This is a genomic window from Rhizobium sp. 21-4511-3d (genome assembly GCF_053522545.1).
In genome coordinates this window covers 261,129-274,748 of sequence record NZ_JBNWCF010000009.1, presented here as the reverse complement: position 1 = coordinate 274,748, position 13,620 = coordinate 261,129, and the positions used below count along the sequence as shown (strand labels likewise).

General features: G+C 61.8%; 14 protein-coding genes. 6 read left to right on the top strand and 8 right to left on the bottom strand.

Features of this window, described 5'->3' with window-relative positions; all coding sequences use genetic code 11:
* Window positions 1-3 precede the first annotated feature (3 nt).
* Complete coding sequence (locus ACQZ5H_RS20905) at window positions 4-561, top strand: GNAT family N-acetyltransferase (RefSeq protein WP_112718503.1); 558 nt, start codon at window positions 4-6, stop codon at window positions 559-561.
* Between the two features lie 4 nt (window positions 562-565).
* Here the strand turns inward: ACQZ5H_RS20905 and ACQZ5H_RS20900 are convergent, their stop codons facing one another.
* The 3 genes from ACQZ5H_RS20900 to acnA form a co-directional block, all read right to left on the bottom strand.
* Window positions 566-967: a DUF2794 domain-containing protein gene (locus ACQZ5H_RS20900; protein WP_203427765.1), complete on the bottom strand. Its 402-nt coding sequence runs from the start codon at window positions 965-967 to the stop codon at window positions 566-568.
* A 278-nt stretch (window positions 968-1,245) separates the two neighbouring features.
* Entirely contained in the window at window positions 1,246-1,986 is a 741-nt protein-coding gene (locus ACQZ5H_RS20895) for a DUF1223 domain-containing protein (RefSeq protein ID WP_112718391.1), read from the bottom strand.
* A gap of 217 nt (window positions 1,987-2,203) precedes the next feature.
* Window positions 2,204-4,894 carry an aconitate hydratase AcnA gene (acnA, locus tag ACQZ5H_RS20890; protein WP_112718389.1) on the bottom strand — a complete coding sequence of 897 codons (2,691 nt, stop codon included), beginning with the start codon at window positions 4,892-4,894 and terminating at the stop codon, window positions 2,204-2,206.
* A 261-nt stretch (window positions 4,895-5,155) separates the two neighbouring features.
* Between acnA and ccmA the strand changes: the two genes are divergently transcribed.
* The 5 genes from ccmA (at window position 5,156) to ACQZ5H_RS20865 (ending at window position 8,276) form a co-directional block, all read left to right on the top strand.
* On the top strand, window positions 5,156-5,803 hold the full coding sequence (gene ccmA / locus ACQZ5H_RS20885; protein ID WP_449098941.1) for a heme ABC exporter ATP-binding protein CcmA: 648 nt from the start codon (window positions 5,156-5,158) through the stop codon (window positions 5,801-5,803).
* A 220-nt stretch (window positions 5,804-6,023) separates the two neighbouring features.
* Window positions 6,024-6,683 (top strand): heme exporter protein CcmB, encoded by a 660-nt coding sequence (gene ccmB, locus ACQZ5H_RS20880; RefSeq protein WP_449098940.1) that lies wholly within the window; start codon window positions 6,024-6,026, stop codon window positions 6,681-6,683.
* Window positions 6,684-6,741: 58 nt separating this feature from the next.
* Complete coding sequence (locus tag ACQZ5H_RS20875) at window positions 6,742-7,503, top strand: heme ABC transporter permease (protein ID WP_449098939.1); 762 nt, start codon at window positions 6,742-6,744, stop codon at window positions 7,501-7,503.
* Between the two features lie 3 nt (window positions 7,504-7,506).
* Window positions 7,507-7,674 (top strand): heme exporter protein CcmD, encoded by a 168-nt coding sequence (gene ccmD, locus ACQZ5H_RS20870; protein ID WP_449098938.1) that lies wholly within the window; start codon window positions 7,507-7,509, stop codon window positions 7,672-7,674.
* Entirely contained in the window at window positions 7,671-8,276 is a 606-nt protein-coding gene (locus ACQZ5H_RS20865; RefSeq protein ID WP_449098937.1) for a DsbE family thiol:disulfide interchange protein, read from the top strand. Before ccmD ends, ACQZ5H_RS20865 begins: the two co-directional genes overlap by 4 nt.
* Window positions 8,277-8,448: 172 nt before the next feature.
* On the opposite strand, the gene ACQZ5H_RS20860 is transcribed toward ACQZ5H_RS20865, so the two are convergent.
* The 5 genes from ACQZ5H_RS20860 to dapF all read right to left on the bottom strand — a co-directional run bounded on the left by ACQZ5H_RS20860 (window position 8,449) and on the right by dapF (window position 13,566).
* Window positions 8,449-9,036 carry a DUF2585 domain-containing protein gene (locus ACQZ5H_RS20860; protein WP_449098936.1) on the bottom strand — a complete coding sequence of 196 codons (588 nt, stop codon included), beginning with the start codon at window positions 9,034-9,036 and terminating at the stop codon, window positions 8,449-8,451.
* Complete coding sequence (locus ACQZ5H_RS20855) at window positions 9,033-9,677, bottom strand: septation protein A (protein ID WP_130283199.1); 645 nt, start codon at window positions 9,675-9,677, stop codon at window positions 9,033-9,035. Before ACQZ5H_RS20855 ends, ACQZ5H_RS20860 begins: the two co-directional genes overlap by 4 nt.
* Window positions 9,678-9,756: 79 nt before the next feature.
* Window positions 9,757-11,373 carry a signal recognition particle-docking protein FtsY gene (gene ftsY / locus ACQZ5H_RS20850; RefSeq protein ID WP_449098935.1) on the bottom strand — a complete coding sequence of 539 codons (1,617 nt, stop codon included), beginning with the start codon at window positions 11,371-11,373 and terminating at the stop codon, window positions 9,757-9,759.
* 16 nt (window positions 11,374-11,389) lie between these two features.
* Entirely contained in the window at window positions 11,390-12,664 is a 1,275-nt protein-coding gene (mtaB, locus tag ACQZ5H_RS20845) for a tRNA (N(6)-L-threonylcarbamoyladenosine(37)-C(2))-methylthiotransferase MtaB (RefSeq protein WP_449098934.1), read from the bottom strand.
* Window positions 12,661-13,566 (bottom strand): diaminopimelate epimerase, encoded by a 906-nt coding sequence (gene dapF, locus ACQZ5H_RS20840; protein ID WP_449098933.1) that lies wholly within the window; start codon window positions 13,564-13,566, stop codon window positions 12,661-12,663. The genes mtaB and dapF overlap by 4 nt, the downstream gene beginning before the upstream one ends.
* Between the last annotated feature and the right edge of the window lie 54 nt (window positions 13,567-13,620).

Sequence of the window (13,620 nt, the reverse complement as noted above, 5' to 3'; positions counted from 1 at the left end):
CGAATGACCGTTAACCTCCGCGATATCTCCACCTCCGACCTCGACGCCATCACCGCGATCTACCGTGAATCCGTACTGTCGGGCGTCGCCAGCTACGAGATAGCACCGCCGGAGCGCCAGGAGATGGCAACCCGCCTCTCCGCCATAACCGGCCAGGGCTACCCCTATATTGCCGCCGTTGACGAAAACGGCGAGCTTCTGGGCTATGCCTATGCGTCGGCGTTCCGCACGCGGCCGGCCTATAGATGGATGGTCGAGGATTCGATCTATCTTGCCCCCGCCGCCCGTGGAAAGGGCGTCGGCAAGGCGCTGCTGGCCGAACTGATATCACGCTGCACCGCGCTCGGCTTCCGGCAAATGGTGGCCGTCATCGGCGGCGCCCATCCAGCCTCGATCGCGCTGCATCGTTCATCAGGTTTCGAGGAAACCGGCCTGCTGAAGGGCACCGGCTACAAGCACGGCCGCTGGCTGGACACGATGTTGATGCAGCGTGTGCTCGGCGAGGGCAAGGATACAGACCCGGATCTCTCTGCTTATCCAGGCAGCCTCTACAAGGGCTGAGCGCCTATTTGTCGACGAGCTTCAGCACCTTGTCGAAAACCTTCAACACCTGCGGCAGCTCGTGGCCACGCTTCAGGATCATGCCGTTGGTATTCACCACGGAATAGGCGCCCTGCTTGTTGGCAAGCTTGGGATCTTTCTCGATGGTGAAGAGGGGCATTTCGCCGGAGCGCTTGAAGACGGAGAACACCGCCTTGTCCTTCATGTGGTCGATGGCGTAGTCTTTCCACTCGCCCTCGCCGACCATGCGGCCGTAAATCCACAGGATTGCATCCAGCTCTCGCCGGTGAAACGTCACCGGCAACGGATCCTTGCTCTGCTTGTATTCTTTAAGATCGACGACGACTGAGGAACTATTGTCGGCGGAACGGTGATCGCCATGCCGCAAATCCGGCTGATCTGTCATCAGTCTCCCTGTGCCTCCGCTTGTGACAGGAGAGTGACAGTTTGCCCGAGCCGCGCCAAATTGCAAGTGCGGCCAGTCATCACATTAATCATATGCTATGCAATCTCCTGAGCGCCGCAATTCAGTCAAAACAGCGCCTCATTTGCAGGGGAAGTTCCGCTCACCGATTTGGCGCCAGCGCGCCAAAGGGCCCGGCTGAGCGTATCGACCTTAACCCCAGCCCCGAATACGATCAGCCGGGCCGCCCCGTTTTCCATCTGCCACAGCAGATGAAACCCTCAGATATTCTTGCCCGCCATGATGACGGTTGCGCCCAGGATCGCGGCCGGGTCACCATCAGCCGTAGCAGCCTGCAGCAGAATTGCACAGCCCTCGAGGTCGGCCTTCTGCAGCACCGTTGCAGGTAAGGTCAGGCTTGTTGCCTTTCCGTCCCACATGCCCACGGTTTCGATGTCGCTGACGCTGTTGATGTAGGAAATCTTCTGGCCGCTATTCTCGCCCTTTTCGACGTCGATGGTCTTTTCCTTGTCGAAATAGACCATGACGACGCTGGCCTTGCCCTGCCCTGCGCCAATCTTGATCTCCAGCTCGTCGCCACGCATCTGCGCATCGACGGGCACGGAGAGGCCCTTGCCCTCCGTGGAGAAGCCGTTGATCTTGCCGTTGATCGCCGAGATGTCGGATCCCGCCATATGGTCGCGGCCATTGACCACCACCTGCGGCGTATAGACGTTGCTACGGCCGAGCATGCGGGCATAGCCATACTGCCGGTCGGTATTCTGCTTGGAGCTCAGCGTGTCGGTCCAGCCGAGATAATTCCAGTAATCGACGTGATAGGCTAGCGCGATGACATCGCCTTGGCCGACGATCTTGCGGAATGCCGCATCAGCCGGCGGACAGGAGCCGCAGCCCTGGGAGGTAAAGAGTTCGACGACGCCCTTCGGCTTGCCGTCTTCGGCATGAAGCGGTGCCGCGAGCACCAGACCGGCAATCATCGAAATCAAAAAACGCGGCGACATTGCAACCTCTTTTCCAGAACATGCGGCGGACCGATACCGCAGGCCCCGATTACGACCGTAGAGATAATCCTTCCGGCTCAAAACGGGAAGTAACGAACGGGTGAGACAGGCCCACCCGCCATCGCAGCCGGAACACATCGCCGTGAGCCCCGTCCCGCAAAGAAAAACCGCCGGAGATTGCTCTCCGGCGGCGATTATCATGCGCTTGTCTTAAGAATTAAGCAGCGAGATCACGCAGAACCGTCTGCAGGATGCCGCCGTTGTTGAGGTAGATGACCTCGTCCAGCGTGTCGACACGCGACAGAAGCGGAACTTCCTTCACGGTGCCGTCGCCGTAGGTGATCTTGGCAATCTTCTTCTCACGCGGCTTGATGTTCTCGAGACCTTCGATGGTAACGATTTCGTCGCCCTTCAGGCCGAGGCTCTGCCAGGTCGTGCCCTCTTCGAAGACGAAGGGGATGACGCCCATGCCGACGAGGTTCGAGCGGTGAATACGCTCGAAGCTCTGCGCGACGACAGCCTTGACGCCGAGCAGGTTGGTACCCTTTGCAGCCCAGTCACGCGAAGAGCCGTTGCCGTATTCGACACCGGCGAAGATGACGAGCGGAACGCCCTCGGCCTTGTACTGCATGGCCGCGTCGTAGATCGATTCCTCTTCCTTCGACGGATAGTGGATCGTGAAGCCGCCTTCCTTGCCGTTCGCGCCCAGCATGTGGTTGCGGATACGGATGTTGGCGAAGGTGCCGCGCATCATGACTTCATGGTTGCCGCGGCGCGTGCCGTACTGGTTGAAGTCGGCAACGCCGACGCCGTGACCGGTGAGATATGCACCAGCCGGCGAAGCCGCCTTGATCGAACCGGCCGGGGAAATGTGGTCGGTGGTGATCTTGTCGCCGAAGAGACCGAGAACGCGGGCGCCCTTGATATCGGAAATGCCGCTACCGGTCTTGCCCATGCCAACGAAGTAAGGCGGGTTCTGAACGTAGGTCGACTGGTCGTCCCAAGCATAGGTCTGGCCCGGAGGAACCTGAACGGCCTGCCAGTTTTCATCGCCCTTGAAGACGTCGGCATACTTGGACTCATAGAGTTCGCGCGTGACGTACTTCTGGATGAATTCCTGCACTTCGTGCGAGGTCGGCCAGATGTCCTTGAGGTAGACAGGATTGCCGTTCTGGTCTTCGCCGATCGGCTCCTTGGTCAGGTCCTTCTGGACCGTACCGGCAAGCGCATAGGCGACGACGAGCGGCGGGGAGGCGAGGTAATTCGCCTGAACGTCCGGCGAGATACGGCCTTCGAAGTTACGGTTGCCCGAGAGAACGCCCGAGACAATCAGCCCCTTGTCGTTGATCGTCTTCGAGATCGGCGCCGGCAGCGGGCCGGAATTGCCGATGCAGGTCGTGCAGCCGAAGCCGACGAGATTGAAGCCGAGCTTGTCGAGATCGGCCTGCAGGCCGGACTTTGCCAGGTATTCGCCGACGACCTGCGATCCCGGAGCCAGCGAGGTCTTGACCCACGGCTTGGTCTTCAGGCCCTTGGCAACGGCGTTGCGGGCAAGAAGGCCGGCAGCGATCAGAACCGACGGGTTGGACGTGTTGGTGCAGGAGGTGATGGCAGCGATGGCAACGTCGCCATGGCCGAGATCGAAGTCGGTGCCTTCAACCGCATAACGGTTCGAAAGCTGGCCGGGCTTCTTGTATTCGCCTTCGAGCGAGCCGGCAAAGCCGGAAGCGATGTTCTCGAGCGGGATACGGCCTTCCGGACGCTTCGGGCCGGCCATGGCAGGCACGACGTCGCCGAGGTCGAGTTCGAGCGTATCGGTGAATACGAGGTCGGAACCATCGCCTTCACGCCACATGCCCTGAGCCTTGGAATAGGCTTCGACGAGCGCGATACGGTCCTTGGTGCGGCCGGACATGTTGAGGTAGTTGACGGTTTCGCCATCGACCGGGAAGAAGCCGCAGGTCGCGCCGTATTCCGGACCCATGTTGCCGATGGTTGCGCGGTCGGCGAGCGGCATGTTGTCGAGGCCCGAGCCGAAGAATTCGACGAACTTCGAAACGACGCCCTTCTTGCGCAGCATCTGAACGACCATGAGCACGAGGTCGGTCGCGGTGACGCCTTCCTTGAGCTTGCCGGTGAGCTTGAAGCCGATGACTTCAGGCAGCAGCATGGAAACCGGCTGGCCGAGCATGGCAGCTTCGGCCTCGATACCGCCAACGCCCCAGCCGAGTACGCCGAGACCGTTGATCATCGTGGTATGCGAGTCGGTGCCGACGCAGGTATCCGGATAAGCGATCGTCTCGCCGTCCTCTTCCTTCGTCCAGACGGTCTGGCCGAGATATTCGAGGTTGACCTGGTGACAGATGCCGGTGCCCGGAGGAACGACGCGGAAGTTCTGGAATGCCTGCTGGCCCCACTTCAGGAAGCGGTAGCGCTCGCCGTTGCGCTGGTATTCCAGCTCGACGTTCTTGGCGAAGGCCTGCGGCGTGCCGAATTCATCGACGATGACGGAGTGGTCGATGACCAGATCGACGGGAACCAGCGGGTTGATCTTCTCGGGGTCGCCACCGAGCGAAACCATCGCGTCGCGCATTGCGGCCAGATCGACGACAGCCGGAACGCCGGTGAAGTCCTGCATCAGCACGCGAGCCGGGCGGTATGCGATTTCGTTTTCGACCGAGCCCTTGTTGACGAGCCATTCGGCAACAGCCTGGATGTGCTCCTTCGTAACCGACTGGCCGTCTTCGAAGCGCAGCAGGTTTTCGAGCAGGACCTTCATCGAATAGGGAAGCTTCGATACGCCAGCCAGGCCATTCGCCTCAGCCTTCGGAAGGCTGTAATAGACGTAGTCCTTACCGTTGACGGTGAGGGTGGAGCGACAATTGAAGCTGTCAAGAGATTTAGACACGAGATACCCCGTTTCTGATAGCCAACACAGTCGTGCGAACGCCTATGCACTTAATGCACATCAGGATGCGGGTACGGCCATTTCCGCTGTCCGCACGTGGAAAGAATATTCCATGTTCGGCGCAAGGATGAAGTTCACGCCGACCGCTGGCGTGGTTGCGGGTCTTATAGATAATTTCTAAGAAGGGTGCCAGATAGTGCGTGGCCCATTTCGGACATTTTTTGCGACGCAATGACTAAAATCTTAAACAACGGAAATGCCGTGCACCTGACTGCCGAAAAACTCGCTGCGCGCCGGGGCGAAGACCTGATTTTCGAGGACGTGTCCTTCCACCTCGAAAGCGGCGAAGCATTGGTTTTGACTGGTAAAAATGGATCAGGAAAGTCCACTTTACTGCGTGTCGTCGCCGGTCTTCTGCGCCCCGAAAAGGGTGCCGTGCGCTTCACTGATTCGCACGGTTCGGACGAGCATCGCGTCAGCGAAGTCAGCCACTATCTCGGCCACCGGAACGCGATGAAAAGCGAGCTCACGGTCGAGGAAAATCTCGCCTTTTGGCAGGACTTTCTGGGCGACGTTCTCGGCGTCTCCGGCATGTCGATCGCCGATGCCGCCGACGCTGTCGGCCTCTCCGGCATTACCCACCTCCCCTTCGGCTATCTCTCTGCCGGCCAGCAACGCCGCTTCGCCTTCGCCAAGCTGCTCGTCGCCTACCGCCCGATCTGGATCCTCGACGAGCCGACGGCTGCGCTTGATGCCAGCGCCGACAAGCTGTTTGCGGAGTTGATCGGCGCGCATCAGAGAAAGGGCGGCATCGTGCTGGCGGCGACGCATCAGCCGCTGGGGTTGGAGAATGCGCGGGAATTGCGGATGGCGGGATTTGCGGGTGTGGATCAGGGGGTGTGGGGATGATGGCTCGTTCCGCGGCTGCCCCCCTCTGCCCTTCCGGGCATCTACCGCACAAGGGGGGAGATTGGCTGGGCTCAGACGCTCGCCCTGCTATCTCTCCAATCGCGAACGTCGAATATGGCCTGATGAGCGCGCCACACGTGATCTCCCCCCTTGTGGGGGAGATGTCCGGCAGGACAGAGGGGGGTAACCCGCCCACCCTACGGAACGAGGGCCATACCCCATGAAAGCCCTCTTCCTCCGCGATCTCAAACTCTCCATCCGCTCCGGCGGCGGCGCGCTCATCGGCGTCCTGTTCTTCCTCACCGTCGTCGCCGTCATCCCCTTCGGCGTCGGCCCCGATCTCAATCTGCTCTCCCGCATCGGCCCGGCGATCGTCTGGATCGGTGCCCTGCTTGCCGCCCTTCTCGGCCTCGACCGCCTTTTCCAGGCAGAGCGCGACGATGGATCGCTCGATATCCTGCTGATGCAGGAAACACCGCTGGTGCTAACGGTCTTCATGAAATGTCTGGCGCACTGGACGGCAACCAGCCTGCCGCTCGTCATCGCCTCGCCGCTGCTTGGCCTCTTCATGAACATGGACGAGACGGCGATCGGCGCGACGATGCTGACGCTGCTGGTCGGTTCGCCCGCGATCACCTTTATCGGTGCCGTCGGCGCGGCGGTCGCCGTCGCCCTGCCGCGCGGCGGCCTGCTCGTCTCGATCCTCGTCCTGCCGCTGACGATCCCGGTGCTGATCTTCGGCGTCAGCGCTACCTATGCCGCGGTCGAGGACCCGGCGCCATTCATCCCGCCCTTCCTCGTGCTCATCGCCCTGACGCTGTTCTTCGCCGTCATCGGCCCGGCAGCGGCGGCGCTCGCGCTCAGAAACACGTCGGATTGATCGCGCCGTTGACCGGCATCAATTGCGGGAGAACCGCGTTCAAGGTAAAGAACCGCTCATGAGCGAAACCAGCCTGGCCATCAGCAAATTCAGCGACCTCGCAAACCCGACCCGGTTTCTGGCGCTTGCAAGCCGTATCATTCCCTGGATGGCGGGCATCACTGCCCTCTGTCTCGCCGTGGGGCTCTATCTGAGCTTCGCGACCGAAGGCGACTACCAGCAGGGCGAGACCGTCCGCATCATGTATATCCATGTGCCCTCGGCCTGGCTGGCGATGATGTGCTACACGGTCATGAGCATCTCGGCGATCGGCACGCTGGTCTGGCGCCATCCGCTGGCCGATGTGTCCGCCAAGGCCGCCGCACCGCTCGGCGCCGCCTTCACGCTTCTCGCTCTCGTCACTGGCTCGCTCTGGGGCAAGCCGATGTGGGGCACCTGGTGGGTCTGGGATGCGCGCCTGACCTCGGTTTTCGTGCTCTTCCTGATGTATCTCGGCCTGATCGCCCTCAATCGCGCCATCGACGATCCCTCCAAGGCCGCCCGCGTCGTCGCCGTCCTGATCCTCGTCGGCTTCGTCAACATCCCGATCATCAAATTCTCCGTCGAGTGGTGGAACACGCTGCATCAGCCGGCAAGCGTCATGCGCCTCGATGGCCCGACGATCGATCCCGAATTCCTGCGTCCGCTGCTCGTCATGGCTGTCGGCTTCACGCTACTGTTCTTCACGCTGCACATCATGGCGATGCGCAACGAGATCTGGCGCCGCCGCGTCGCCGCTCAGCGCCGCCTTGCCGCCCGCATGGCAAGCCGCGAGGACTGATCGATGACGCATGCTTTCTACGTCTACAGCGCCTATGGCTTCGCGGCTTTCGTGACGATTGCCGTCACTCTTTGGATCTGGGCCGATGGCCGCGCCCGTCAGAAGGAGCTCGCCGCTCTCGAAGCCTCCGGCATCCGCCGCCGCTCTGCCCGAAAGAAGGACGGCGAATGAGCGCGCCCGAGACGCAAGAGACCAAGGCGCGTGGCCTCAGCCGCTATGCCGTCGCCCTGATCCCGCTCCTCGTCTTCGGCGGCATCGCCGCGACTGCGGCCAAGATGCTCTACGACCAGGATTTCCACGGCAAGGATATCTCGGAAATCCCCTCCGCGTTGCTCGGCACCAAAGCGCCGTCGCTGAATCTGGCGCCGCTTGAAGGCTCCAACCTGCCGGCGCTGACGGACGCTGCGGTCAAGGGCAAGCTAACGCTCGTCAACGTCTTCGCCTCCTGGTGCATCCCCTGCCGGCAAGAACATCCGATCCTGAAACAGCTCGCCGCCGATGGCAGGCTCAACATCGTTGCTATCAACTACAAGGACAAGAGCGAGAACGCGCTGCAGTTCCTGAACGAGCTCGGCAACCCATTCAAGGCAATCGGCGTCGATCCGAACGGCAAGGCCGCGATCGACTGGGGCGTCTATGGCGTTCCCGAAAGCTATCTCGTCGCCCCTGACGGAACGATCATCTATAAGCGCGTCGGCCCCTTCGATGAGATCAGCATGAAGGAAGGGCTTTTCCCGGCGATGGAGAAAGTGCTGGGGAAGCCGGCGTCGTAGAGGCCAAGGTCGGTCATCACAGGCGTTCTGCCGTGCGCGCCCTCATCCGGCCCTATCGGGCCACCTTCTCCCCGAGGGGAGAAGGGACAGAGAGGTCGCGGCATCTTCCCTTCTCCCCGGCGGGGAGAAGGTGCCGGCAGGCGGATGAGGGGGCTGCACGGCAAAACGTCCGCTAAATCGCACTCTGCCAGGTCTTGATCGCCTCGACCGGCCAGATCAGCATCAGCACGTTGAGCGTCAGGTTGTCCCGGATCATGTAGCCGGTGAACAGCTCGAAGAAGATGGCGATCGCGACGGTCAGCGCCACCGGCGCCCGGGCCGCGAAGAAGAAGCCGATCACCATGAACACGGCGTCCATCGCCGAATTGATGATGCTGTCGCCGTAATAATCGAGCGAGATCGTCGCCGCGCGGTAGCGGTCGATGATGATGGGCGAATTTTCGAGCAGCTCCCAGCCGGATTCGATCACCAGCGCCAGGAGCAGGCGTGCCGCGAGCGGCTTACCGCGCAGCACGAGATGCGCCAGCCCATAAAACAGGAAGCCGTGGATGATATGCGAGGGCGTGTACCAGTCCGACAGGTGCTGGGAATTGCCGCTGGAATTGACGGTACCCTCCCAGAGTTTCACATATCCGCAGGTGCAGATGACCGTGCGGCCCATGAAATATTCGGTGACGACCTGCGCAAGGAGCACGGCAAAGCAGGCGAGAACCCAGAAGGTCTGATGTTTCGTGCGCTCGGCCGTACTGTCGAAGCTCACTTCTCGGTTTCTCCCGCGGGCTGGATCGTGTGCTTCAGGATCAGCGGCATCTGCGCCATCGTGAACAGGATAGTGATCGGCATGGTGCCCCAGACCTTGAAAGCGACCCAGAAATCATCGGAGAAATTCCGCCAGATGACTTCGTTGAGCACGGCGAGGAACAGGAAGAAGATACCCCAGCGCAGCGTCAGCTTCCGCCATCCCTCGGCATCGAGCTGGAAGGCGGCATTGAAGACATAGCCGAGCAGCGACTTGCCGAAGGCGAGACCACCGAGCAACGCCACGCCGAACAGCGCATTGACGATGGTCGGCTTCATCTTGATGAAGGTCTCGTTCTGCAGGTAGATCGACAGCGAGCCGAAGATCAGCACCACGATGCCCGAAACGAAGGGCATGATCGGCAGATGGCCGAGGATGATCTTCGAGGCGACAAGCGAAATCACGGTCGCAGCCATGAACAGGCCGGTAGCGACGAAGAGCGGACCGCCGAGCTCGGCAAGAGCCGGGAAGCGATCGACCAGCCACTGGCCACGCAGGTTGGCGAAAAAGAAGATCAGCAGCGGTCCGAGCTCCAGCGCCAGCTTCAGCAGCGGGTGGTGCCGGTCTGCGGCGGAGGGCGTGATATCGCTTTCGGTGGTCATGCTGTTCGTAAAACCTGTCAGTTTCGGGCCTGTCTCAACCGGCCGCGGCTTGCGCGCTCTTGGCGGCTTATCTGTGGCATCATTGACCGATACCGGCAATGGCATGTGCGAAATCCTCGGCCTCAAAAGGCTCCAGATCGTCCACGCCTTCGCCGACGCCAATGAAATAGACCGGCAGCTTGTGCTTGGCGGAGATGGCAACGAGGATACCACCGCGCGCCGTGCCGTCGAGCTTGGTCATGATCAACCCGTTGACGCCGGCGACGTTGCGGAAGATTTCCACCTGGTTCATGGCGTTCTGGCCGGTCGTCGCGTCGAGCGTCTGCAACACGGTATGCGGCGCGTCAGGATCGAGCTTGCCGAGCACGCGCACGATCTTCTCGAGCTCGGCCATCAGCTCCGCCTTGTTCTGCAGACGTCCGGCGGTATCGATGATCAGCACATCGCATTTCTTCGCCTTCGCCTGCTCGAAGGCGTCATAGGCGAGACCAGCGGCATCGGCGCCGAGCTTGGTGCCGATGAATTCGGATTTGGTGCGATCGGCCCAGATCTTCAGCTGCTCGATCGCGGCAGCGCGGAACGTATCGCCGGCGGCGACCATCACCTTCAGCCCTGCGCCAGAGAGCTTTGCGGCCAGCTTGCCGATCGTCGTCGTCTTGCCGGTGCCGTTGACGCCGACGACGAGGATGACATGCGGCTTATGGCTGAGATCGAGCTGCAGCGGCTTGGCGACCGGCTTCAGCACCTTGACGATCTCGGTTGCCATGATGCGCGTGACGTCTTCGCCCGTCACATCCTTGCCGTAGCGCTCCGAGGCCAGCGTATCGGTGACCCGCATCGCCGTCTCGACGCCGAGATCGGCCTGGATCAGCAGGTCTTCCAGATCCTGCAGCGTCTCGTCATCGAGCTTGCGCTTTGTGAAGAGCGCGGTGATCTGGCCGGTCAGCTGCGACGAGGTGCGCGCGAGACCGGCACGGAGACGCTGGAACCAGCTGAGTTTCGGCTGGATGACGACAGGTTCGGGTTCCGGGACGGCGGCGCCCGTGGCGAAACCTTTCGGGAGGATGGGTGCTTGTTCGGGAGCCACTTCCTCGACGTCTAGCGTCTGCTCTGCCGTTGCTTCTTCGATGTCCGTGGGTGGAGTGCCCCCCTCTGCCGTGCCGGGCATCTCCCCCGCAGGTGGGGAGATCGGCTGAGCGGGCAGGTCTTGCGCCACTTCGGCGTCGAGAAGGCTTTCGTCTTCCTTCGGGAGGATTTCTTCCGGGAAAGTTTCAGTCGGCTCTACGCGGCCTTCTTCGCGATCGGGAACAGCATCCTCGACCTGATCTCCCCCCTTGTGGGGGAGATGTTCCGTAGGGACAGAGGGGGGTGTTTCCGTATGGATCGCGGCAGGCTCTTCTACCGTGGCCTCAGCCTCGGCCTCCGCCTCCAGCAGAGACAACGGCACCACACCCACATTGCTCATCTGCGCGACATCAGGCAGGATCGCCGGCTCTTCCGCTTCCTCAACCACCTCAGGCTCGGCAACGTCAGCAACAGGCCCGCCAGCCGTCTCCACCTCTTCCGGCAGCACCGGATCGGCGGCTGCCGGCAGCTCTTCCTTCACCGGCTCGATGGCGGGTGCAGCCTCTTGCGGCTTTGCCTCTTCGAGCGGCTTGCCGAAGGTGAAGACCTTTTTGATGAAACTGAGGGCCATGAGAATTCCGTGAAAGTCAGGCGGCCTCTGCGGCCGTCAATTGCATGTCGAGGTGCTTGCCGTTGTGGCCGGTGATTTCGGCCTGCAGCATGGAGCGCGGGCGAAGGCCGGGGACGGCAACGAGCGTGAAGTTTTCGGTATGCGCCAGGCCGTTGTTTTCAACCAGCAGCCATTGCCGCGTTCCAACCATCCTGTCGAGATGGGACTGGTAGAGCGTCTGTCCAGTGGCGCGCAGCCTAGCGGCGCGATCCTTGATCAGCGAGCGGTCGAACTGCGGCATTCGGGCCGCCGGCGTGCCCGGGCGTGGGCTGTAGGGGAAGACGTGCAGATGCGCGATACCGGCCTCTTCGGCGAGGCCGACGGCATTGGCAAACATCTCCTCGGTCTCGGTCGGAAAGCCGGCGATCATATCGGCGCCGAGGCTGATTTCCGGCCGCAACCGGCGCACCTGCGCGACGAAATCGAGCGCATCGGCGCGACTATGCCGACGCTTCATCCGTTTCAGGATCATGTCGTCGCCATGCTGCAGCGACAGATGCAGATGCGGCATGAATCGCGGCTCGTCGCCGATCAGATCGAAAAGATGCTGGTCGGCCTCGATGCTGTCGATCGAGGAAAGCCTGAGGCGCCGGATTTCGGGGATCTGCTTCAGCAGCGTCTTGGCAAGCAGCCCGAGCGTCGGCTGGCCCGGCAGATCGGCGCCGTAGCTGGTGGCATCGACACCCGTCAGCACGATCTCGCTATAGCCGCCCTCGACCAGATTTCGGGCCTGATCGACCACGGCGCCCATCGGCACCGAGCGCGAATTGCCGCGGCCATAGGGGATGATGCAAAAGGTGCAGCGGTGGTCGCAACCGTTCTGCACCTGGATGAAGGCGCGCACATGCCCGTCGATATGCTTGACCATCTGCGGCGCCGTCGCCTTGACGCTCATGATGTCGTTGACGCGCAACTTCTCTTCCGCCGACACGCCAAAATCCGGAAGCGCGCGATAGGAGGCGCTCTTCAGCTTCTCCTCATTGCCCAGCACGGCATCGACTTCGGCCATTTCTGCAAAGACTTGGCTTTCGGTCTGCGCCGCACAGCCGGTGACGATGATGCGGGCATGTGGATTTTCGCGTCGCACGCGGCGGATCGCCTGGCGCGCCTGGCGCACGGCCTCGCCCGTGACGGCGCAGGTATTGACGAGGATGGCATTGTTGAGCCCGGCCTTCTCGGCCTCCGCCCGCATCACTTCGGATTCGTAGGTATTGAGACGGCAGCCGAAGGTAATGACCTCGACGCCGCTCACCGCGCCTCGGCTCCATGCTCCGCGTCGCGCGACCAGTTGCCGGTCGTCGGGTCGACCATACCGGACCATTCCCATTCGGCAGGTCCGGTCATGATGACGTGATCGTCGGGCTCGCGCCATTCGATCGACAGCGAACCGGCATTCGGGCTGCTCGCAACCTTGATCTCTACCTTGCGACCGGTGCGGCCGGTGCGCGCTGCCGAAACGGCGGTGGCGCAGGCAGCGGAACCGCAGGCAAGCGTCAGGCCGGCGCCGCGCTCCCAGGTGCGCGTCGTGATCGAGGAGGGCGAGGTGACCTGCGCCAGCGTGATATTGGCGCGTTCCGGAAACATCGGGTGGTTTTCGAGCAGCGGCCCGAAGCGAGCGAGATCGAAGGACATCACATCCTTATCGACCCAGAAGATCGCATGCGGATTGCCCATCGACATCGCCGAAGGCGAATGCAGCACGGGATTATCGATCGGCCCGATCTGCAGCTCGATGCGACTCGTGTCATAGAATTCTTCGGCCAGCGGGATCTTGTCCCAGGCAAAGACCGGCTTACCCATGTCGACGGAGATCGTCCCGTCCTCATGCTCGACGGCATTCAGAATGCCGGCGACCGTCTGGAAGGTGAAGATCTTCTTGCCGGTTTCGGCAGACAGTGCCTGCACGACGCAGCGTGTGCCGTTGCCGCAGGCCTGCGCCTTCGAGCCGTCAGAATTGAGGATGTCGATCCACGCATCGGTGCCGTCGGCCCGGGGATCATGGATCGCCATGATCTGGTCGAAGGCGGTGTCGGGATCGGCATTCAGCGCGATCGCGGCATCGGGCGTCACCTTGTCGGGACGGCCACGCATGTCGACAACCAGGATCTTGTTGCCAAGCCCGTTCATCTTCGCGAATTCGACCGTTGCGCTCATTGCTGCCACTTCCATTGCTTTCGGGCTGTATATGGCGGAAACGCGGGCGAATTA